At 43.8% G+C, this 22,912-nt stretch carries 23 protein-coding genes and 1 tRNA gene; all 24 read right to left on the reverse strand.

Going from position 1 to position 22,912, the window contains the following annotated elements; translation table 11 throughout:
• Positions 1-189 precede the first annotated feature (189 nt).
• Positions 190-265: transfer RNA gene (locus BM243_RS14015), tRNA-Thr, on the reverse strand.
• A gap of 67 nt (positions 266-332) precedes the next feature.
• Entirely contained in the window at positions 333-959 is a 627-nt protein-coding gene (gene sigH, locus BM243_RS14020) for an RNA polymerase sporulation sigma factor SigH (protein ID WP_074913080.1), read from the reverse strand.
• Positions 960-1,050: 91 nt separating this feature from the next.
• Complete coding sequence (locus tag BM243_RS14025; protein ID WP_074913082.1) at positions 1,051-1,551, reverse strand: NYN domain-containing protein; 501 nt, start codon at positions 1,549-1,551, stop codon at positions 1,051-1,053.
• Between the two features lie 74 nt (positions 1,552-1,625).
• Entirely contained in the window at positions 1,626-2,468 is an 843-nt protein-coding gene (gene rlmB, locus BM243_RS14030) for a 23S rRNA (guanosine(2251)-2'-O)-methyltransferase RlmB (protein WP_074913084.1), read from the reverse strand.
• Positions 2,452-2,883, reverse strand: coding sequence for a Mini-ribonuclease 3 (locus BM243_RS14035; protein ID WP_074913086.1), 432 nt, complete (start codon positions 2,881-2,883; stop codon positions 2,452-2,454). The genes rlmB and BM243_RS14035 overlap by 17 nt, the downstream gene beginning before the upstream one ends.
• A 113-nt stretch (positions 2,884-2,996) precedes the next feature.
• Positions 2,997-3,590 (reverse strand): 30S ribosomal protein S4, encoded by a 594-nt coding sequence (rpsD, locus tag BM243_RS14040; RefSeq protein WP_031577520.1) that lies wholly within the window; start codon positions 3,588-3,590, stop codon positions 2,997-2,999.
• 149 nt (positions 3,591-3,739) lie between these two features.
• Complete coding sequence (locus tag BM243_RS14045; RefSeq protein WP_074913088.1) at positions 3,740-4,828, reverse strand: FAD:protein FMN transferase; 1,089 nt, start codon at positions 4,826-4,828, stop codon at positions 3,740-3,742.
• A 163-nt stretch (positions 4,829-4,991) separates the two neighbouring features.
• Positions 4,992-6,065, reverse strand: coding sequence for a hypothetical protein (locus BM243_RS14050; protein WP_074913090.1), 1,074 nt, complete (start codon positions 6,063-6,065; stop codon positions 4,992-4,994).
• 306 nt (positions 6,066-6,371) lie between these two features.
• Complete coding sequence (gene cysS / locus BM243_RS14055; RefSeq protein WP_074913092.1) at positions 6,372-7,769, reverse strand: cysteine--tRNA ligase; 1,398 nt, start codon at positions 7,767-7,769, stop codon at positions 6,372-6,374.
• A gap of 34 nt (positions 7,770-7,803) precedes the next feature.
• Positions 7,804-9,261, reverse strand: coding sequence for a YbaK/EbsC family protein (locus BM243_RS14060; protein WP_074913094.1), 1,458 nt, complete (start codon positions 9,259-9,261; stop codon positions 7,804-7,806).
• 124 nt (positions 9,262-9,385) lie between these two features.
• The gene (locus BM243_RS14065; RefSeq protein WP_074913096.1) at positions 9,386-9,715 is read right to left on the reverse strand and encodes a Lin0368 family putative glycerol transporter subunit; all 330 of its coding nucleotides are present in this window, start codon (positions 9,713-9,715) and stop codon (positions 9,386-9,388) included.
• A gap of 19 nt (positions 9,716-9,734) precedes the next feature.
• The gene (locus BM243_RS14070) at positions 9,735-10,094 is read right to left on the reverse strand and encodes a Lin0368 family putative glycerol transporter subunit (RefSeq protein WP_074913098.1); all 360 of its coding nucleotides are present in this window, start codon (positions 10,092-10,094) and stop codon (positions 9,735-9,737) included.
• A 41-nt stretch (positions 10,095-10,135) separates the two neighbouring features.
• Positions 10,136-10,534 carry a dihydroxyacetone kinase phosphoryl donor subunit DhaM gene (gene dhaM, locus BM243_RS14075; RefSeq protein ID WP_242943574.1) on the reverse strand — a complete coding sequence of 133 codons (399 nt, stop codon included), beginning with the start codon at positions 10,532-10,534 and terminating at the stop codon, positions 10,136-10,138.
• Positions 10,535-10,672: 138 nt separating this feature from the next.
• Positions 10,673-12,163: a glycerol kinase GlpK gene (glpK, locus tag BM243_RS14080; protein ID WP_074913102.1), complete on the reverse strand. Its 1,491-nt coding sequence runs from the start codon at positions 12,161-12,163 to the stop codon at positions 10,673-10,675.
• Positions 12,164-12,235: 72 nt separating this feature from the next.
• A complete protein-coding gene (locus tag BM243_RS14085) occupies positions 12,236-12,814 on the reverse strand; it encodes a glycerol-3-phosphate responsive antiterminator (RefSeq protein WP_074913104.1) in 579 nt (192 codons plus the stop codon).
• Between the two features lie 239 nt (positions 12,815-13,053).
• The gene (gene ispD / locus BM243_RS14090) at positions 13,054-13,752 is read right to left on the reverse strand and encodes a 2-C-methyl-D-erythritol 4-phosphate cytidylyltransferase (RefSeq protein ID WP_074913106.1); all 699 of its coding nucleotides are present in this window, start codon (positions 13,750-13,752) and stop codon (positions 13,054-13,056) included.
• 1 nt (position 13,753) lies between these two features.
• Positions 13,754-14,851, reverse strand: a complete 1,098-nt coding sequence (locus tag BM243_RS14095; protein WP_074913108.1) for a PIN/TRAM domain-containing protein — start codon at positions 14,849-14,851, stop codon at positions 13,754-13,756.
• A 108-nt stretch (positions 14,852-14,959) separates the two neighbouring features.
• Entirely contained in the window at positions 14,960-16,321 is a 1,362-nt protein-coding gene (radA, locus tag BM243_RS14100) for a DNA repair protein RadA (RefSeq protein ID WP_074913110.1), read from the reverse strand.
• 139 nt (positions 16,322-16,460) lie between these two features.
• Entirely contained in the window at positions 16,461-18,986 is a 2,526-nt protein-coding gene (locus tag BM243_RS14105) for an ATP-dependent Clp protease ATP-binding subunit (protein ID WP_074913112.1), read from the reverse strand.
• Positions 18,987-19,009: 23 nt separating this feature from the next.
• On the reverse strand, positions 19,010-20,008 hold the full coding sequence (locus tag BM243_RS14110) for a protein arginine kinase (RefSeq protein ID WP_074913113.1): 999 nt from the start codon (positions 20,006-20,008) through the stop codon (positions 19,010-19,012).
• Positions 19,998-20,375, reverse strand: coding sequence for a UvrB/UvrC motif-containing protein (locus BM243_RS14115; protein ID WP_074913115.1), 378 nt, complete (start codon positions 20,373-20,375; stop codon positions 19,998-20,000). The genes BM243_RS14110 and BM243_RS14115 overlap by 11 nt, the downstream gene beginning before the upstream one ends.
• A gap of 224 nt (positions 20,376-20,599) precedes the next feature.
• Entirely contained in the window at positions 20,600-21,523 is a 924-nt protein-coding gene (locus tag BM243_RS14120; protein WP_074913117.1) for a PSP1 domain-containing protein, read from the reverse strand.
• 7 nt (positions 21,524-21,530) lie between these two features.
• Positions 21,531-22,562: an AAA family ATPase gene (locus BM243_RS14125; RefSeq protein WP_074913119.1), complete on the reverse strand. Its 1,032-nt coding sequence runs from the start codon at positions 22,560-22,562 to the stop codon at positions 21,531-21,533.
• Between the two features lie 20 nt (positions 22,563-22,582).
• Complete coding sequence (locus BM243_RS14130; protein WP_074913122.1) at positions 22,583-22,912, reverse strand: cyclic-di-AMP receptor; 330 nt, start codon at positions 22,910-22,912, stop codon at positions 22,583-22,585.

The following is a 22,912-nucleotide window of genomic DNA, read 5'->3' on the forward strand; positions in this document are numbered from 1 at the left end:
GGTCTTACCATGGTCTACGTGACCGATGGTTCCGATATTTACGTGTGGCTTGCTTCTCTCAAATTTTACTTTTGCCATGTTTCTTTCCTCCTTAAATGAATAAGCATTACCTTATTATTATAATACGTTTTTTCTATCATGACTAGTCCCTACAACGGAGCCTGGTGTTTCATGTATAAAAAGAATAAATGGAGCCCATAAGCGGAATCGAACCGCTGACCTCCACCTTACCAAGGTGACGCTCTACCATCTGAGCTATATGGGCATTTCTCTCACCTCATCAATATTACTAAAAAGGCTCGATTCTGTCAATACTATTTTCCAGAAAAATCTCAGGAAGTGCTTTCCATCAGGTTTTTAGAGAGCTTTTTCCGGATTCTCTGGATGGCATTGTCAATGGCTTTCTCTTCTTTCTCAAGGACTTTTGCAATCCGCACATAGCTGACACCTTGGAGATAAAGTCTCAAAACTTTATATTCAAACTCTGACAGAGATCTCTCGATTTCTTTATTGATTTCTATGGTCTTCTCCACATCAATGAATAAAGACTCCGGATCCTCCACTTTTTCAGTGATGAGGGTATCCTGGAAATTCCTGTCCGTCTCTTCCTGGAATAGTGGTTTATTGAGGGATACATAGGTATTGAGGGGAATATGTTTCTGCCTGGAAGCCGCTTTTAGAGCAGTCATAATCTGCCTCGTTACGCAGATGTCCATAAATGTTTTAAAAGAAGCCTGTTTGCTGTCGCTGTAGTCCTGAATTGCTTCATAAAGACCAATGAGCCCTTCCTGCATGATGTCCTCTACTTCTCCGCCTACCAGAAAGTATGCTCTGGATTTGTTCCTGACATAAGGAAGGTATTTGGCCGTAATGAACTCAGAAGCTCTCTTGTCCCCATTTTGGGCGAGGAAAACAATCTCTTCATCGGATAAGCTTTTGTACTTTTTATCGTCCAACATCAAAGCGTTCCCTCCTATTAAATCAAGCAAACAACTGCTATCACTTGAATTTACTAAGATTATTAATCAAAAACGGCTAAAAGTCAAGCTTTCAGCCGTTTCTACGTAATTTTTCCAGTTTTTCTCTGGATTCCTCATCCATATGATCGAAAAGCTTCATGCCTTTCCGGTCAGAAAGAGCTTCCGTCTTCTCACTGATGTGCTTTTCTGCTGCTTCAAAAGACACTCTGAACTCCATAGAACTCATTCTCTGAGCTCCTCTGCCGAAAATAATCTGTTGCTCCAGATTGTCCGATGTAACCACCAGCACTTCCACTTTTCTGCCCAGTTCGTCCACTGCCCGTTCAATATATGCGTCTGCAGTTTCTTTATCTTTCGTGTAGACCACCTCGATGGGTGCCCGATACTCTTTATGCTGGCTGTTGCCCGAGACCCGATGGGCATCAAACACAATGGTCACCTTCGCACCATAGAAGCTCGCATAATTGATCATATATTCCACAAGTTTGTCCCTGGCCGCTCCCAGATCAAGGTCTTTGAGATCAGACCAGGCATTGATCACATTATAACCGTCAATATACACCCTTTTCATCTATTCCATCACCTTGAAGCACTTGTCAGCATAATTTCTGCCACTGCTTACTCCATCCCTCGTTATTGAAAGCATTAGAGTCTGGACTTCATCACTTCGTACATTAGAATCCCTGCTGCCACAGAAGCATTTAGTGAGTTCACTTTCCCCACCATAGGAATACTAACAATACCGTCACATTTCTCACGAACCAGTCTGGATAGACCCTTTCCTTCATTTCCGATGACCAGTCCTACACCACCAGAAAAATTCGTTTCATGACTTCTGGAATCACCATTCATATCCGCTCCATACACAAAAACGCCTTCTTCTTTCAGTTCATCTATCACTCTAGCGATATTTGTCACCTTGGAAATGGCCATATGATTCACCGCACCAGCTGAAGTCTTGAACACTGTACTGTTGACACCCACACTTCTTCTTTTCGGAATGATCACTCCGTGAACGCCACAAAGCTCAGCAGTTCTGATGATGGACCCCAGGTTGTGAGGATCTTCTATCTCATCCAGGATCATCACAAAAGGCTTTTCACCCTTCTCCTTCGCAATGGCAAGAATATCCGCAACTTCCACATATCTGTAGGGCGTGATATATGCGACTACTCCCTGATGCTGCGGCGTGTTGGCCACTGTGTCCAGCTTTCTTCGATCCACTTCGATGACAGGAATCCCTCTTTCTTTTGCGATGGACATGATTTTTATGATAGAACCCTGGTTATCTCCCTTGGACACCAGTATCTTCTCCACTGTAATTTTACTGTCAAATGCTTCGAGAATAGGATTTCTTCCTTCAATCACATTTTCATTGATTTCCTTTTCTTCTCGCACTTCTCTCTGAGGACGTTCTTTCTTCGTTCGTTTTGCCTGCTCTTTTTCATATTCAAAAGCAATTCTTCTTTTATTATCTTTCTTCGTCATGAGATTCTCCTCTTTCAATGACTTCAAAGGAATACATGATGATTTCCTCGAGTCTTTCTTTTTTCCCTGTGAGATACAAATACCCAATCAGCGTTTCAAAACCGCTGGCTCTTTTATAATCCAGAACATCCGCATTCTTAGGGATGGTATGGGATTTCGTATTTCTTCCTCTTTTATATATATAGTGCTCTTCTTCAGACAGCTGCGCTTCTAGCTGTGTAATAATCCTGCTTTGGCTTGCAGCTTTCACATACTGGATGGCTTCTATATGAAGATCTCGCGGCAGCATGGTCGGATGTGTCAGAATCAGCTTTTCTCGCACATAGTTTTCATAAATGCTGTCTCCAATGAATGCCAGTGACAAAGGATTATAATTTCTTGCTCCAGCATCCGTAAGAGGCATTTGCTGCATCATGCGTTCTCCCATAATATCGTTCCTAGCTCCTTTATAAATGATCCACAATTTCACAAATGAATTCATGGTAGAAAAAAAGGGCCTGAATTGTATCAGACCCCTTGTGATGCCGATTACTTAGAGTAGTACTCAACGATCAACTGTTCATTGATTTCGATTGGCAGTTCTTCTCTTTGTGGTTCTCTAACCAGAGTCGCCTTAAAGTTCTCTACATCCTTAGAGATATATCCCAGTGGTGAAGCGGAAAGGTTGTTGAAGTTTTCAACAAACATTTCAGTCTTTCTGGACTTCTCTCTCAGCTCAACAACGTCTCCTACGCTAAGACCATAGGAAGGGATGTCGATCTTCTTTCCATTAACCAGTAAGTGTCCGTGGCTAACCAACTGTCTTGCCTGTCTGATAGAAGAAGCAAAGCCCATTCTATAAGCCATATTGTCCAGTCTCTTCTCCAAAAGGTTCAGAAGCATTGCACCTGTCTGCTCCTTGCTCTTCATTGCCTTATCTACGTATCTGACGAACTGCTTTTCAAGCACGCCATAATAAGTTCTAAGTCTCTGCTTCTCAAGCAGCTGAACGCCATACTCAGACAACTTCTTGTCTGCTCTGGATGTTCCTCTCTTTGCTCTGTTCATTGCCTTTGGGTGACCTACAACATTCAGACCTAGTCTTCTTGCTGTCTTAAAACGTGGTCCCATCATTTTTGCCATTTGTGTTTACCTCCAAAAATTTAAATACTTTGCCGCGGTATTTTGTATCTTTTGGATATGCCATACAATATTCTACTCGTTTTATCTCCAAAAGTAAAGAGATAAATTCAGTTATTTTTCCTGAAACTCAAGGTGAAACTACTTATCTGTTAATCTGCACCAGAAGCGCCACCACTTTTCAGCATGGATGAGAAGCCATCAGATAAGATGATCTCATTGTCGTGGGTAACCCAGAGCGCGTGAGCCCCCTCGATCTGTGACAGCATCTCCTCCCCTTCTTCCCGACTGGAAAGGAATAAAGTCGTAGACATAAAGTCCGCAAGACCAGAATCTTCCATAACCACCGTCACCGCTTTAAACTGTGTTCCTGGCATCAGAGTCGCCGCATCAATCAGATGATGATACTTTTTGCCGTCCACCACATAGAACCTCTGGTAATCGCCTGAGGTGACCACTGCGATGTTATTGGCAAAAACAGTATCCAGACTGGCTGCACCAGTGAAAATATTCTCATCAGGATTCTGGATGCCGATGCCCCATCTGTCTCTGACTCCATCTAAAGGTTTGTCCAGAGCTTTCACATTGCCGCCTGCGCTGATGATAAGGCTTGTAAAGCCTTTTTCCCGCATCTTGTCCGCAACGTACTCCGCAGAATATCCTTTTGCTACAGCGCCTACATCCAGACTCATCAGAGGATCCTCCAGATATACGGTACCTGCCGCTTCATCAATAATCACTTTTTCGATGTCAGTATGTGCGTTCTTTTCCTCTAGAAGATCCATTGGAGGAAGTTCTGCCTGGTTTGGATCAAACTCGGCCACTTCGCGGTACTCACTCCACACCCGAAGCACGGCTCCCATGGCGATGTTTGCTTTGCCGTTGGTTTTTCCATACCACTCCTTGGAAAACTTCAGAAGATCGATGATGGTCTGATCCACCTTCACCGGTTCTTTTCCCGCATGGTCATTGATGGTCTTCAGATTGTTGACACCTTCATAGGTATTGTAGATATCGAACAGCTCATGAAGTCTTTTAAACTCTTCCTTGATTTCTATAAAATAGGCATCAAACTCTTCCTGGGTGTCGGTATACCCTATGACTGTGGTCACTGTGTCAAAATACTCAAAAAAAGTATCCTGATATTTGGTCTTCACTTCTTCCTTCGGTGCTGTCTGACATCCAGTGATGATGACGGATGCAAGAAGAAGTGAAGAGATGATTTTCATAAATTTCTTCATAGAAACCTCCCGGTATCTTTCAGTTTGTATAGAGTTACATTTACCGGAAAATTATACCATAGAGGGGTGAATTTTCCCGAATGATTTCCTTAAATAATTATGGTGAAAATAACTTTCACAAAAAAACTCCTCCAGAAACTGGAGGAGTTTTAAAGTGTTCTAATTATCTAGCGTTCTTACCAGCTTTATCAAGAGCTGCCAGGTATCCGTTAACCTTGATGGTTACAGAAGATGTAAGATCTTCGGAAGTTGGTACGTTCTCAGCCAGTTCCATTCCTGTTACATCAGCAACTGTCTTGCCAACCATGTATTCGGAAAGGGACAGAGCCTGCTCAAACCATTCCTTGCCAATGCCTGAAGCACCCTTCATGCCATAAGCATCTCCAAGTTCAGCCTTAGACTTCACTTCAGCTGCCTTGTCGCTTGCTACCTTACCATCCTTGTCAAACTCAACCTTAGTCTGAGCAACGTCGATTACTGTACCAGCAATGACTCCGTCAGCCTTAAGAGCTGTAGCTACAACAGTGGTGTCAACCTGAGCAACTGCCATTGTTTCGCCTTCCATGGACTTGGACTTCGCGATAGAAGTAACAATTCCAAGACCAACCTTTTCAGCGCCTTCAACTTCAACAGCGTTAGCATAAGCTTCTTCAAGAGCGGAAATGTATCCACCAAGCTTGATTGTTACAGAAGATGTAAGTTCTTCGTTTGTTGTAACGTCATCAACCAGTTCAAGAGCCTTAACTTCTTCAACGGTCTTGCCGATCATCCAAGCACCGAATGCTTCGATCTGCTCGTTCCATTCTTTGCCAATTCCTGAAGCACCCTTCATGCCATAAGCATCTCCAAGTTCAAGCTTGGACTTGCCTTCAACGGCTGTGTCAGATGTAAGCTTCATTTCTCCGTCAAAACCAACCTTATCCTGTGCTGTGTCGATTGTAACGCTAACGATCTTGCCGTCTTTGTCAAAACCAGCAGCAACGATAACTGAATCTACCTGACCGGTAGCAGCTCCATCAGTAAGATCCTTGGACTTACCAATGCTTGTCTTGATTCCAAGACCTACCTTAACGATTGCACCTGCTTCTTCAGCTGGTTCTTCTTCGCCTGGCTCTTCAGCTGGTGTTTCAACTGGAGTCTCTGCTGGTGTTTCAGCTGGTTCCTCAGTTTTAGCGCAACCTGCGAATACAGATAGTGCAAGTACAGATGATAAGACTAATGCAAATATTTTTTTCATGTTTCCCCTGTCCCTCCGTGTGTTTTATTGTTGTATTGACTACATCCCTATTCTAATACATTGTTAATCATCAGACAATACTTTTTATAAATCTTATTACATTTACAATTATTTCATAATTAACAATGAAAACAATTAGAATGAAGCCCATGAATTACGAAAATCGTTAAAAAATTGTGCGATTATTAAACACGAAACGCTATATCGTACCGAAATTGTACAATATCTAATGGTTTTCACCTTGCTTTTGTCAAAAAATGAGGTCATGACATTTTTGTCACGACCTCACATTTTGAAACCAAATTGTTAATTCTTTCTGCTCCATCTGACGCCTGAAGGGGTATCTTCCAGGATAATCCCGTCTGCCGCCAGATCATTTCTGATCTTGTCAGCCGTTGCAAAATCACGATTTTTACGGGCTTCGTTCCTTTTTTCAATGAGTGCTTCAATCTCTTCTTCCAGTGTGCCGCCCACAGGATTCTGTAGGATTCCAAGCGGTGACCCAAGATCTCTGAGGAGCTCCATCGCAAAAGTGATCAAAGCCTTCGAAGAATTTTCGTTAATCTTAATATTAACATCACGGATCAGTTCAAAAATCACGGAGATGGCATCTGCTGTGTTGAAGTCATCATCCATCTTTTCTACGAATCTCTCTTTATAGGAAAGAAGTGAGGCTTTTACAGTTTCATCCTCTGGATGCACTTCTTCGGATGCGATGCTGAGATATCCATTCAGTCTTGTGAGGCCATTATACATCCTCTCAAGACTTGCCTTTGCTGAATCCAGAAGTTCAATGGTGAAGTTGATCTGGGTTCTGTAGTGTCCCGATATCATAAAGAGTCTGATCACTTCCGAATCATACTTTTCAAGAATCTCACGGGCGGTGAAGAAATTATTCAGTGACTTGCTCATCTTTCGGTTGTCTACATTAATAAAGGCACCATGCAGCCAGTACTTGGCAAAGGTTTTTCCTGATCGTCCTTCACTCTGAGCAATCTCATTCTCATGATGAGGGAAAATAAGATCCGTTCCTCCCGCATGAATATCAATGGTTTCACCAAGAAGATTCAGCGCCATGCAGGAGCACTCAATGTGCCAGCCGGGTCTTCCAAATCCCCAAGGACTTTTCCATGATGGTTCATAAGGCTTCACTTTCTTCCATAGCGCAAAGTCCATAGGATCTTTCTTCCGCTCATCCACCTCGACCCTGGAACCCGACTGCAAGTCGTCAAGGTTCTGCCCAGAGAGTTTTCCATAACCAGCAAAGCTCTTGGTGGAGTAATATACATCCCCATCCACTTCATAAGCAAGCCCTTTCTCAATGAGTTCAGAGATAAATGCAATCATCTCTTCAATATACTCTGTTGCACGAGGATTTACTGTGGCACGTTTGATCTTAAGCTTGTCCGCATCTTGGTAATATTCCATGATATAACGATCTCCAAGCTCTTTCACCGTAGTATCCGTATCTTGAGCTTTTTTGATCATCTTATCATCTATATCCGTAAAATTCTGCACAAAATTCACTTCGTAACCTTTATACTCCAGATACTTCCTGATGGTATCAAAGATGATGAAGGTTCTTGCATTACCAATATGGAACAGATTGTATACGGTAGGTCCGCAGACATACATCCTGACCTTCCCTTCTTCTATTGGCACAAATTCTTCTTTTTGTCTTGTAAGGGTATTATAAACCTTCATGACCTTCCTCCTGTATTTCTTACTTTATTACTCACTATTCTATCACTTCATTGTTCCTAATTTCCACTAGATTCTGAAGCCCCTTCTCAAGTATGTTGCCATTTCTGTCTTTCACATCAAAGGTTCCATCTTTAGCCACAAGGATTCTATATGGGATACCTAGGAGATCATAGTCACTGAACTTACTGCCCAGCCTGTCTTTTCTGAAATCTTTCAGAACACGGAGACCCCACAGTTTTAATTCTTCATACATTTCTTCCGCTTTTTCCCTTGGTTTATCTATTCTAGGGTCTATGAGCGTGATGACCAGCGAGAAAGGCGCTTGGGCTTTGGATAAGTCAAACCCCTTTTCATCTTTAGACTCCTCCAGCAGCGCATAATTCATCCTGTCCAGATTCAGGTATAAGCTGGTGAGCGGTTCATAGCTGTATCCACCTTCTTTGCTTTGCACCCTGATCTTTTCATCATGAACTTTTACACTGCCCAACAGCCACCCTTTGAATGATTCTTCGCTCTCAGTGAGATGATAAAAGTACCCGGAAAAATCTCTGCCATAATATACCCCCTGGATATGATGATCTGTTCTATTGGCTCCAGTGATATACGCCTTTTCCTTTTTCACTGAGTGGTCAATGAGTATTTTATCCGCCTTGAGCCCAACAGGTCCTGCAAATCCAGCTTCTGCACCAGTCTGTTCAAGAATCCTCTCTTTGGAGAGCGGCTTCAGACTATCCTCTTTCAGAGAGAGCACGTGTCCAACCTTCTTTAGATCCACCTCTTTGTTCCCCTCGGTAAGAACTGCGTATACCTTATCTCCATCCGTAAGGAGCATTGTTTTCAGGACATCTGTCATCTGACACTGAAAAAATTGAACCAGATCTTCCACGGTTTTTATACCTGGAGTTTCAACGGTTCTTCTCTGTATTTCTTCGATGTGAGCCCTGGGACCATATTCTTTCTCTAGGGATTCTGGTGAAACAGAAACACGAGGCGCCTCCTCATGTTCATAGTAAAACATGTCGCCCTCTACTCTAAATGGAATCTCAAGAAGGGATAACACTTCCTTCCCTCTCTGCAAACATTCTGTTTTCTCCTCCCCCAGAACACTGGCCAGAAGAACTCTCTGATGCCTGTTCTTCCAAATTGACACATAATGCCCATCCTGTAGCTGTGCATTCTCCTTGGTCATCATCCGGTACGGAAGATCCTTGTAAGATGTCACCCGGTCTGAAGCATACTGATGTGCTGCACCCATGAGTCCCTTTAAATCTCCTGTTCCTGAAGAATAGTACTCTGAAAATCCTTGTCTTCTTAGCACACTTTCAATCTTCTCCTGAAATACACTTTCTTCCATAAGTCCAAAAGGTGTTTTATAAAGCACATCCTTCACTCGAAACTGCATTCCAGCCCTCTCCATAAGGTAGGCAAGATCCTTCCCATCCTTTGTACTGTCTTCCTTTTTTGTGCGTATGTTCATCTGTTCAAAATCCATAGTTCTTCCTCATTTCATCTCTTCTTATCTTATTATAGCGAAATAGCCGCTCTCTGAGAACCTTTCGATAAAAAATGAAAGAGGATGCACTCCGTGCATCCTCAATAAATGACAATTAAAAATTCTATAGGAAGCTTGAAAGAACGAATCCGCCGATGATACCACCAAGGATACCAGCAAGGATAGTAGTTGCGTTGATCTTCTTGCCAGCAAATACGTCTGCAAAGAAGAGTCCTGTAGCTGCCGCCCAAGCCATATCGATCCAAGCTGTACCTGACTGATATACCATTCCAAGACCATGGTTCAGTGCCCACATGGTTCCAACGATAAATGCAGCTGCCATCCAGCCACCGATTGGGCCAAAGGCTTCAACCAGTTTTCCCCACATCATGGCGATCAGGAATGGGAACATAAATCCGCCTACAATTGTTGTAATGATGTTACCTAGTTCCATTATTTATACCTCCTATCCCTTACTTCGCTTTGTTGAATGCGTTAATAGCCAAACCAGCTAATAAAGCACCGACTGTGAGAAGACCGATGGTTGGAAGAGAGCTAACGAGTCTGCCTAAGTCAAATCCGTTGTCGCCAGTTCCAAATACGTCTCTCATGATACCAACCCAAGCAATACCCCAAGCCATATCAACAAACGCATGGTCTCCAGGATTGTCAATAAGTCCGATATAGTGGTTCAGGAACCACATTGGTCCGATGATTGCTACAGCTGCAAACCAGCCACCGAGATTTCCGTAAGCTCCTGCCCAGTCGCCCCAAATGCTCATAACGAACATACCAGCAATGGTAAAACCTACTGTGCTCTTTACAAATTTCATAGTATATCTCCTCTCATTTTGTGTTTTTTAGTTGCAATGAACTAAAATTTGCTTAATTTGGTCAATTGGACTTCCCCGAGGACAGCATCCACATCATCACTGACCATGGACTGCACGCCTGCCACAAATGCACCTTCAACGATAGGGGCATCTACCAGAATGCACTTTTCCTTGAGATCTTCATCTACAAGATCCAGTGCGATTTCCGAGCTCATGATTGAACTTCCGATATCTGTAAATATCAATATACGATTGCATCCAGATAGTTCATTGATGGCATCCACAATCTTGTCCGCGCTGGTCCCAAGTCTTCCATCGGTGGTCCCACCACAGGAAATTATAGGCACTGCGTCCTTCGTCATTTCTACCACCAGGTCTTTAATTCCATCGGTGATTTTCTCACTATGGGATACTAGAATAAGACCGATCATACTCTTCATGCTCCTTTCTCATCTGCTGCTTTTACGGCATTTATCCGCCAAGCCTGAATTCTATGGTTCTTTCTTCGAGTCATTATTCATTCTCACTATGCCGCAAGCAGCATAGTGAGAAGATTAATGTCAGATGTTATCTGTTTCCTATTTGTTTTCCCAATCCAGAGCTCTGCCAACTGCTTTCTGCCATCCAGCATATAAAGCGTCACGGTCTTCTCCAGCCATCTTAGGATTGTATTCTCCATCAACAGCCCACTTGGTCTTAACTTCATCTTCATTAGCCCAGAATCCAACAGCAAGACCTGCAAGATATGCAGCACCAAGAGCTGTAGTTTCAGCAATAACTGGACGAAGAACGGATCTGTCAAGAATGTCAGCCTGGAACTGCATCAGGAAGTTATTTACAGAAGCTCCGCCGTCAACCTTCAGGTTCTGAAGTTCGATGCCAGCATCTTTTTCCATAGCAACCAGAACGTCCTTTGTCTGATAAGCAATAGCTTCCAGAGCTGCTCTGATGATATGATATCTGTTTGCTCCTCTTGTGAGTCCAAGGATTGCTCCTCTAGCATACTGATCCCAATGTGGTGCGCCAAGTCCAACGAACGCTGGAACTACATAAACGCCTGCATTGTCCTTCACCTTTGTAGCGAAGTATTCGGAGTCCTTTGAATCGTAGATGAGTTTCAGTTCGTCTCTGATCCACTGAATTACAGCGCCACCAACGAAGATGGAACCTTCAAGAGCATACTGAACCTTGTCATGGGATGTAGCAGCGATGGTAGTAACCAGTCCATTGTTGGACAGTTTCATTTCTTCGCCAATGTTAACAAGCAGGAAGCATCCTGTTCCGTATGTGTTCTTTGCTTCACCAGGTAAGAAACAGGTCTGGCCATAAAGAGCAGCCTGCTGGTCACCAGCGATACCGGAAATCGGAATCATAACTCCATTGATATTTGTTTCGCCATAAACTTCAGAAGACTTCTTAACTTCTGGAAGCATGGATGCTGGAATGTTCAGTTCAGCCAGAAGCTTCTCGTCCCATTTCAGTTCTTTGATATTATAAACCATAGTTCTGGATGCATTTGTGTAGTCTGTAGCATGAACTCTTCCCTCTGTAAGTTTCCAGAGCAGCCATGTGTCAACTGTTCCGAAAAGAAGATCTCCAGCCTCAGCCTTTTCACGAGCACCTTCTACGTTGTCAAGGATCCACTTAATCTTTGTTCCAGAGAAGTAAGCATCGATCTGTAGACCGGTGTTTTCTCTTACATAGTCGGCCATTCCTTCTTTTGCTCTCAGTTCATCGCAGATGTTGGAGGTTCTTCTACACTGCCATACGATGGCATTGTATACAGGAACTCCGGTGTTCTTGTCCCAAACCACAGTTGTTTCTCTCTGGTTTGTGATACCGATGGCAGCAACTTCGTCAGCTCTGATACCAGCCTGAGCCATTGCTTCATTCAGGACACCATACTGTGAAGACCAGATTTCCATTGGATTATGCTCTACCCAACCCTGCTTAGGATAAATCTGGGTAAATTCCTTCTGAGCAACGCCAACGATGTTCTGCTCTTTGTCGAAGATGATGGTTCTGGAACTGGTGGTTCCTTGGTCAAGTGCGATAACGTACTTTTTCATTTTGTACCCCCCTGGTATTTTTTATTTTTGTATATATAAAAAGCTACAAACTTAATAAGCTTGTAGCTTTCTCTATAACTCTACTACAAATTTCCACAAACTCTTATTAGTTGTTGAAATTGCTGATGCTCCCGAATGGAGAGCTGTATATGTGTCATTCTGATCTTCGATGAGTCCGCCTGCAATGATGGGAATCTCCGTAAGATTAGAAATCTTTTTGATGACTTTGGGGATGACCCCGGGAAGAATTTCAAACGCATCCGCATAGGCGTACTCCATATGCTTCTTAGCTTTTTCCATTGCCATGGAATCCAGCATGAAGAACCGCTGCACCGTAATGAGTCCCATCTCATTACCGGCTTTGATGACATTTGATTTGGTGGATATGATTCCATCTGCCTCTGTGAAGTCCCGAATGTACTTTGCTGAAATTTCTTTCGTATCCAGACCTTCAATGAGATCCATATGCACAAAGACAAGTTTTCCACAAAGTTTCGCTTTCTTGACAATATTCGGCAAATTTATGATATCCCCAAAAAGGATGAAGATAATTTGAATCTCTGACTGACATGCATCTTCCAGGCCGTGGATGTCTTTAGCGGCCGCTATGACGGGATACTTTTTCAGTATCTGCTTCAACTCACTCCGCATAAGTTCCTCCAACCTCCTGAGACGTTCTAACCTAGCAGAACTGCTCATGTAACCCTTTACGGTTATTCTAACACTAATCGCGAAAGAAGTCGAATAGATTTTCTATAATATCGTTAACATTTTATGAATAAATTAACACAACCCTAATTTTATTGGCAGTATGATATCACTAAAACAATTGAACGCCAACGAAGAACACCATATACTTCCGTATATGGTGCACCTCAAAAAAATATTGATTATTTACAGCTTTCTATCTCTCTGTTAGCAAGAATCGCTTCCGCTAATAAAAGATCTTCCGGTGTTGTGACCTTCAGGTTCTCATAGGATCCTTCATAAAGATACACAGAACCATAAAACGCCTCATACACTGCTGTGTCATCTGTTACCTGGTTGTCAATCTCCTGAATTCTTTTATGTCCTGACAGGATCTCCTTTGTGAAGAAACACTGCGGCGTCTGAATCAGCCTGTAGTTATTACGTTCCAGAGTCCCTGTGGAAAACCCGTCCTTCCCCACTGACTTCACCGTATCTTTCAGCGCTACAGAACAGGCAGCAGCACCATATTTTCTGGTATATGCTATCCCGTCTTCGATGATTTTCTTAGAAACCAGCGGTCTTACCCCATCATGAATAAGAACTGCAGATTCCGGATCCAGCTCATAGGCTTTTTCCAGACCATTCCGGACAGAAGAGAACCTCTCCTCTCCCGCTTCAACTATATAAAGAGGTTTTGCTGGTGTATAGCCCAGACCATTGAAATACTCGATGAAGTCCCTGCCAAGAACAAGCACCAGAGCCTCCAAAGAGTCCACTTCATCAAACGCCATCAAAGTTCTTACAAGAATCGGCACCCCGTGAACGGGAAGAAACTGCTTTGGTACTTCGGTTCCCATACGGAGACCTTTCCCTCCAGATACTATCAGTCCTATGACCATCCTAGTCCACCTTGGGCTTGGCGAAAATCATTCGTCCCGCCGCTGTCTGAAGCACTGAAGTGACAATCACAAAAAGTGTTTCTCCTACGTACTTCTTGCCGTCTTCCACAACAATCATGGTTCCGTCATCCAGATAGCCTATGCCCTGGTTCTGCTCTTTACCTACCTTTGAAATGAGAAGACTCATCTCCTCTCCGGGAAGAAGCATTGGTTTCACAGCATTGGCCAGCTCATTGATGTTCAGCACCGGAACCCTCTGGAATTCTGCCACCTTATTGAGATTATAATCATTGGTGACCACTTGACCTTTAATCTCTGTAGCCAGTTTTAGAAGCTTTGAATCCACTTCCTGTATATCCTTATAGTCTTTTTCCCAGATTTCCACTTCAATATCCAGTTCATTCTGGATTTTATTCAGAATATCCAGACCTCTTCGGCCTCTGTTTCTTTTAAGAGAGTCAGAAGAATCCGCAATATGTCTCAGCTCCTCCAGCACATAAAACGGAATGATGAGTTTCCCTTCCACAAATCCTGTCTTACAGATATCGTAGATTCTGCCGTCAATGATGACAGAAGTATCCAGTACTTTTGGTGTACCCATCATGACCTGTTTTTCTGTCTTCTCTTTAGGTGTATGCCCTTTCACTCTCAGTCCACTGAAGAAATTCAGAATTTCCTCTTTTTTCTTAAGGGCAATATTTGCACCAAGCATCGCTGCTGCAATGTTGAGAAGCACCGTCACAAGTCCCCCGAACCCCGGCCAAGCGTTGGCAATGGGCATGGTCAGGAAAAAAGTGATCACAAGAAAAATAATGGCACCTACCGCTCCAAAAAGAATCTCTGTGACAGACATCCCGGAGAGGTTTTTTTCAATGATCTTGTTGGTCTTTATCAGCAGTTTGTAAATGGAAGATGACAATAAGAAAAAAATAAGTGCGAATAAAAGTATGGTTACTGCAAAAAGACCAATGGTGAAAGGAAGACCTTTCGTAAAGCTCAAATCATCCAGATAAGGGATGAGTAGAATTCCTGTTGCTGTGGCATATCCCAGTACAGCACCCACTAAAGTGACAATTCCTCTTACTAAATTTCGTATCACATCTGCACCTCCTTCAAAATAATACGTTCCAAATCGATGTTCCCACTGGAACAAATGGGTAGTTTCATTATAAACATATTTTCTTAACTTTTACACAAAAAAGCAAACTTAGAATATTTTATTCACAGCTTCTTTTAAAGTGTCCACTGGGATGAGATGAATGTTCTTGATTTTGATCTTTTCCATGTTCCTGGCTGGAATCATGAAGTACTCAAATCCCATTTTCACCCCTTCGCCAATGAGTCTTTCCACGTGGTTCACAGGACGGATTTCCCCAGTGAGTCCAATCTCTCCTATGGCCATGAGTCTGTCATATTTGATATCTCTTCCTTTTGCGCTGGAAACCAGGGATAGAGCAAGCCCCAAATCCTGAGACGTCCCCTCCACACTGAGGCCTCCTACCACATTGACATAAACATCGCTGGCATAAAATGGAATCTTCAGCTTCTTCTCGAGAACCGCAAGAATCATGTTCAGTCTTGGAATCTCAATCCCAAGGGCTGATCTTCTCGGCATTACCGCTTTGGTTTCCGCCACAAGAGACTGCACCTGGACAAGAAGCGGTCTTGTGCCTTCCATGATTCCGATGACCATGGATCCTTCTTTCGCTCCACGATGATCCTCCAAGAAAATACGTGAAGGATCATAAACCTCCACAAGCCCCTCCGCCGCCATCTCAAATACGCCGATCTCTGACGTGGTGCCGAAACGGTTCTTCATGGTTCGAAGCACTCTGATTTCTTCTGTTCTTTCTCCTTCAAAATAAAGGACGGAATCCACCATATGTTCCAGAACTCTAGGTCCAGCCAGTTCCCCCTGCTTCGTCACATGAGCTACAATGAACAGCGGAATACCCATGAGTTTTCCGATTCTCATAAGAGAATTGGCACATTCCCGCACCTGAGAGACAGACCCTGGTGCTGACGTCACCTTCTCGGTATATACGGTCTGAATGGAGTCTATGATCACAAAGGCTGGTTTTAGGTCTCTGATGTGCCCTTCGATGACTTCCATAGATGTCTCGGAAACGATAAAAAGCTTCTCTGCAGTAGCTGAAAGCCTGTCTCCTCGAATCTTGATCTGTTCCTCGGATTCCTCTCCAGATACGTAGAGCACGGTGCCATACCGCTTCGCGATTTCATGGGCGCACTGAAGAAGAAGCGTTGATTTTCCAATACCTGGATCACCGGAGATCAGCGTCAGAGAACCTTTCACAAGACCTCCTCCCAGAACCCGATTCAGCTCTGAAATACCTGTATCAAAGCGTTCTTTGTCCCCGGACAGGATTTGAGTGATGGGTTTTGGTGCACTCTGACTGGAAATCCCCTCCACTCTCGTCTGCTTAGGAAGCATAGCCTCCTCTTGGAATGTATTCCACTCGAGGCAGTCGGGACATTTCCCCAGCCATTTTGCGGATACAGAGCCACAGCTTTGGCATACATACTGGGTTTTTGATTTTATCTTTGCCATATTCTTTCCTCACACTTAAAAAATAACCCATAATCAGCTGATCTAGTATCTATACTGATTATGGGTTCATTCTATCTTATGAAACTTAATACTTCATGAAACTCCCATGAAAACTCTGAAAAAGATTCTAGAGAATGAGTTACTGCTTTTCCGATTCCTCATTCTTTTGTGCTTCTTCTTCCATCTCGCGGTTGATTCCGGTTCTTTTTTCCACTCGGACCTCCCGTGCTCCTGTTTTCTTAAAGACGAGCTTTCCATCCTCCACATTCACGAGCACTTCGTCACCCTTCTGGATGAGGCCCTTCAGCATTTCCTCTGATAAAGTATCTTCCAGCTCTTTTGTGATGGCTCTTCTCAAAGGTCTTGCTCCATAAGCCGTGTCAAATCCGCTCTTTGTCATGAACGCAGTGGTCTCATCAGAGAAAGAAAGATAAATCTCCCTCTCTGCAATTCTTCTGCTCACTTCATCCAGCATCAGCCTGGTGATTTTATCTAAGTCTTCGCTGGTGAGGCTGTGGAAAACAATGATATCATCGATTCTGTTGAGAAATTCCGGCCTGAAAGAACGCTTCAGCTCTTCCATGATATTTTCCTTCATGCGGTCATACTCTTCTGCACTGGCATCCTGAGCGATGCTGAATCCTACAGTCTTCTGCTTCTTGATGGTGGATGCTCCAACATTGGATGTCATGATGATGATGGTATTTTTAAAGTTTACAGTTTTTCCTTTTCCATCGGTGAGTCTTCCATCTTCCAAAATCTGCAGCAGCACATTAAACACATCCGGATGGGCTTTTTCAATTTCATCAAAGAGCACCACAGAATAGGGGTTTCTTCTTACAGCTTCTGTCAGCTGGCCTCCTTCATCATAACCCACATATCCTGGAGGAGATCCGATGAGTCTGGAGACTGTATGTTTTTCCATGTATTCTGACATATCTACGCGGATCATGGACTTCTCGGAACCGAACATGGCAACTGCCAGAGCTTTGGAAAGCTCTGTCTTACCCACACCGGTAGGCCCAAGGAAAATAGAGGAACCAATGGGTCTGTTTGGATCTTTCAGCCCTACTCTTGCACGTCTTACGGCTCTTGAGATGGAACTAACGGCTTCTTCCTGTCCTATGACACGCTCATGGAGGATCTTCTCCAGATTAAGCAGCTTATCTGATTCACTTTCTGTAAGCTTCTTCACTGGCACCTTGGTCCATCTGGATACCACCTGAGCAATATCCTCTTCTCCCACCACAAGGTCCGCACTGCCTATAGCCCCAGTCTTCCACTTGTTCTTGGTATCTTCTAGGGTCTTTCTCACTTCATTTTCTTTATCTCTCAGTTTAGCTGCTTTTTCATAGTCCTGTAGAGAAACCGATTCTTCCTTCTCTTTCTTGATGTTCTTCAGCTCTTCCTCAATCTTTTTGATGTCAGGAGGTGCTGTGAGGTTCTGGATCCTCACTTTCGCTGCAGCCTCATCCATAAGGTCGATGGCTTTGTCCGGCAGGAATCTGTCGGTGATATAGCGGTCCGAAAGCTCCACAGCAGCATCTAAAGCTTCATCGGTGATCTTGATTCTGTGATGCGCCTCATACTTGTCCCGAAGTCCTTTCAGGATCAGCTTGGCCTCTTCTTTTGTGGGCTCTCCCACATGAACCGGCTGAAATCTTCTTTCCAGTGCACTGTCTTTTTCAAAGTGTTTTCTGTACTCATCGATGGTAGTGGCGCCAATGGCCTGGATTTCTCCTCTGGCAAGAGCGGGCTTCAGGATATTAGCCGCATCGATGGCTCCCTCTGCACCTCCTGCGCCGATGATGGTATGGATCTCATCAATGAAGAGAATCACATTTTTTGCGCTCTTGATTTCATTCAGGACATTTTTCAGTCTTTCTTCAAACTCTCCACGGTATTTTGCACCAGCAAGCATCTGGGAAATATCAAGAGAAACCACTCTCTTGTCCTTCAGAAGCTCCGGAATATTTCCTTTCACAATCCTCTGGGCAAGACCTTCCGCAATGGCAGTCTTACCAACCCCGGGATCTCCAATGAGCACAGGATTGTTCTTGGTTCTTCTGGAAAGTATCTCAAGAATTCTCTCTGTTTCATCTCCTCTTCCAATGACAGGGTCCAGCTTTCCATCCCTCGCCATTTCGGTCAGATCCTTGCCGAACTGATCCAGCGCTTTGGTCTCCACCCGGTCCTGGCCTCTTGTTTCAGGTTCCTGACTCTGGTTTTGATTGCTGAAGCTCTTGATGATCTCATTCTTCAGTTTTGTGATGTCTATGCCCTGGCTCTCGATCATGGAATAGGCAACCCCTTCTTCTTCCGAGAGAATGGCCAGAAGCATATGCTCCGGACTGATATAGTTCTGCCCCAGATTTCTCGCTTCTTTAAAGCTGTTGTCCAAAAGACGCTTGGTTCTAGGTGTCAGCGCAAACTGACCTGAACCTGAGAACATCCCATTTCCTGTACCTAAAGTTTCTTCAATCATAGACTGGATGACTTCCTTTGTCAGCCCTGCTTCATGCAGAAGATTGCTTCCTGCGCCTTCAACGCTGGCAATCCCAAATAAAATATGTTCTGTTCCAATATACCCATGCTGCAGTCGCTGTGATTCTTTTTGCGCATGCATCAGGGTTGCTTTTGCCCGTTCTGTAAACCGTTCAAACATTCTAAACGCATCCTCCTCTAACTCTAAAATATACTGCGAATGATCTTCGCTCTATTGATGTCACGTTCTTTTTCATTGAGCTCGATTCCATAAGCTCTCTTCATCATACCCGGCTGGGTATTGATGATGAGTGAATCTATGAGCTCCATATCCACATCTTTCAGCACCTCCGTCTCCACGCCCATACGGACAAGGGACAGATGATAAAGGGCTTCCTTAGATGTCATAAGTCTTGCATTCATAAGTGTCCCAAGACTTCTGTAAATCTTATCTTCCATTTCTAAAGAAAACTCATTGAGCAGCTTTCTTTGATGGTCCTGCTCCTCATCCAAGAGCTTGTCGATGGTGTCCCTCAGGTTGTAGAGAATATCCTCCTCTTTCATCCCTAAAGTCACCTCATTGGAGATCTGATAGATATTCCCTTCCGCCTGGGAGCCTTCTCCATAAATGCCCCGGATGGTCATACCCATCTGAGCCAGAGCCTGAGAAACATAGCCAATGCGGTCTGTCAGGGTGAACCCCGGCAGATGGAGCATCACAGAGGCCCGCATAGCAGTGCCAAGATTTGTAGGACACGCAGTGATATAACCCAGATTGTAATCAAAGGCAAAGTTCAGTTTCTCGCTGAGAAGATCATCAATCTTTGATGCCTTCTCATATAAAGCGGACAGATTCAGATCCCTGCCCATGACCTGGAGTCTGATATGGTCCTCCTCATTGATCATAAGGCTGACATCCTCATCTTTATCTATAATGTAAGCAGAAATATCGCTGTTGTTGATGAGCTTCGCACTGACCAGGTGTTTTTCAAAAGCCACCAGAAGTTCTGTTCTTCCAAGCTCCCACATACGATGGGTGTCATAACTTTCCTCCATGGCTTTGCTCACATAAAAAGCCTCTTCCACTGCTTTTACCAGCATCCTCGCCCGTTCACTCTCCAGTCTGTGAGGGAACGGCACCAGCTTCAAATTTCTAGCTAGGCGCACTCTGCTTCGCAAAACAAGGGATTCTTTAGGTAGCATCTTCCTCACCTGCCTCAAATATCTTTTTCAGTTCCTGAATTTCATCACGAACCTTTGCTGCCTCTTCAAAATTTTCTTCCTGTATAAGTTCCTTCAGACGAAGCTTAAGCTCATCGACTTTTCTTCGGCTGACCACTTCCTGGGAAGCATACTTTGGTATCTTTCCTGTGTGTACAAGTCCTCCCTGAACTCTCTTGATGGTGGGGATCAATGATTTTGAGAAATGCTCGTAACAGTAGCTGCATCCTAATAGCCCACTTCTCTGGAAATCCTGAAAAGTGATATGACATTTCGGACATCGGTCCATTTCCATCTTACTGCTCTCCACCATGTCAAACAGAGACCCAAAAAAACTATCCATCGACATGATCCCACCTCCGTTTCATTCTACTATTACTAGTTCGTACAATTAAATTATATCAAATTTAATTCATAAAAGAAAGTACTGAACCCTAGCTTCCTTATTTCTTCCTCATCATTATTTCATATAGTTATGAACAAATCTTGAAAGCTTACACCCACTGTAGCGAAATTTCCTTAAAAAAACACAAAAGGCAACACACCTATCACATAGGGCGTTACCTTCAGTCTTTACCGTTCTTTCTTTCTGATTCTCTCTTTGGGAATCTTGGCATTGGCAGTCAGTTCCACATACTCTTCCTCATCCGGTTCTGGGACCACTTCTTCCTTTGGATTCTCATACTCTCCCTTTAGAAGGGTCACCTCTTTGATTGGGAAGCTCTCAATGATTTCCTCATCCTGCAGATTGATTCTGACATTTACAGATTCCTTCACCACATTGTTTCCGATGACATCCCCTTTTCCCTTTGGCGTCTTCACATAGGAGCCGACCTTGGGAAGGCGCTGACGGATCTCCTCATAGGCTTCCTGTTCATAGCTCAGACAGCACATGAGCCTGCCGCAGATCCCGGAGATCTTCGTTGGATTCAGAGACAAATTCTGCTCTTTCGCCATCTTGATGGATACAGAGTTGAAATCTCCCAGCCATGTGGAGCAGCAGAGGCTTCTTCCACACATCCCAATGCCACCAAGCATCTTGGCCTCATCTCTTACACCAATCTGACGCAGCTCTATTCGTGTTCTGAAAATGGTAGCCAGATCTTTTACCAGCTCTCTGAAATCTATTCTGCCGTCTGCAGTGAAGTAAAAAATAATTTTTGAACCATCAAATGTATATTCCACGTCCACAAGCTTCATCTGCAGCTTATGGTCCACGATCTTTTTCTCACATACTGAAAAAGCTTCCTTTTCCTTTTCCCGATTGCCCAAATGCTTTCTGATATCCTCTTCAGTGGCCACACGGATGACAGGTTTCAGTGGTGAGAAAATCTCTTTCTCACTGATTTCCCTGATGCCGACAACGCACTGACCAAACTCAATACCTCTGGCTGTTTCTACAATTACTGCAGCGTCTTTTTCTACGGTATACTGAAGCGGGTCAAAATAATAAATCTTCCCGGCTTTCTTGAACCGCACCCCTATTACTTTTATCATATACTGTTTAAACCTCCGCTAATCTCAAAAGCAAACTGCTTAAGACGGTTTCTTTGTTGATGTTGACACCTAATCCAATGTATTTTCTCAGTTCATAGAATACCTCAAGATACTTTTCCAAGGTCCTGAAGGTCAGATCCGTGGAGAGAGATTCCACTTCCCCTTTTAGAGAGTCCAGAAGGAACACCTCTTCATCCAGGGATTTCTTCTTGAGAATTGCGTTTACTGCATATATGAAATCATCAAAGACTTGGATCAGATCCATTTCTGAAAGGGTCTCCAGCGCTGCGAGCACTTCATGGTAACTGGGTGTCCGCATCTTTTTCCGGTCTGAAAGCTTTCTCAAAAGAAAAAAACTCTGGCTGAGACCTTCATCCCGTAATCCAGCCAAAACAATTTCTTCGGCTTTTCCAGGAATCCCCCGGGCGCAGGAGATGACTTTCTTTTTCTCTTCTTCCGTGAGGGTGAGATTTCTTTGTGGATCCACCTTTCCCTTCTTCCCTGACAGGGACAGTTTCAGGCTATCTTCTTCAAATCGTTTCTTCTCCTTTTCATTGAAGGAGGGAATATATTCCGTAAGGAACGCATCCATCTCCCCGTCATCCATGGGAAGAAGCTTATGCAGATGACATCTGGATCTTATGGTCTCTGCCATGAACATCTCATTTTCTGCCAGAAGAAAGAAAAAGACACCGGGCATAGGCTCCTCAATGGTCTTCAGAAGAGCATTCTGGGCTTCCTGTCCAATTCTGTCCGCTTCATAGAAGATGATGACTTTCTTGTACCCCTCATAGGGTTTTAAAGACGCTTCCAGGACAACCTCCCGCACCTGATTTACGGTGATGATGGATTTCTCCGGACGCACCCTGACAATATCCACTGAATCCCTGTTCCCAAAACCTAGGATCTCTCTGGCCACCGTTTCTGCCAGAAGAGATTTCCCGATTCCATCCGGGCCAGCCAAAATATGAGCATGAGAAAGGGTATCGTTTTTAATGGCTTTTAGAAACCTCTCTCTAAGTTTAAAAAATCCAATCAAAACCAATACCCTCCGCTTCTTTAAATCTTGATGAAATTATCCACATCGAGCACAAAAATCGTTGCTCCGCCTACTTCGATATCCACTGGATATGGCACATAGACACCTGTCGTGGTGGATAGAGGTGATGGATTAGTAACCACCTGATGTCTCGTCTTACAGGTTTCTTCGATGATTCCGAGCACCGCATCCACCTTGTCCGCTTCTATACCGATCATAAGTGTGGTGTTTCCGGACTTGAGAAAACCACCTGTGGTCGCAAGCTTTGTTACTCTGTATCCTTTTTCATTTAAGAGGTCAATGACATCGATGGCATCTTCATCATTGACAATTGCAATAATCAGTTTCAT

It is taken from the genome of Proteiniclasticum ruminis (genome assembly GCF_900115135.1).
GTDB lineage: Bacteria > Bacillota > Clostridia > Clostridiales > Clostridiaceae > Proteiniclasticum > Proteiniclasticum ruminis_A.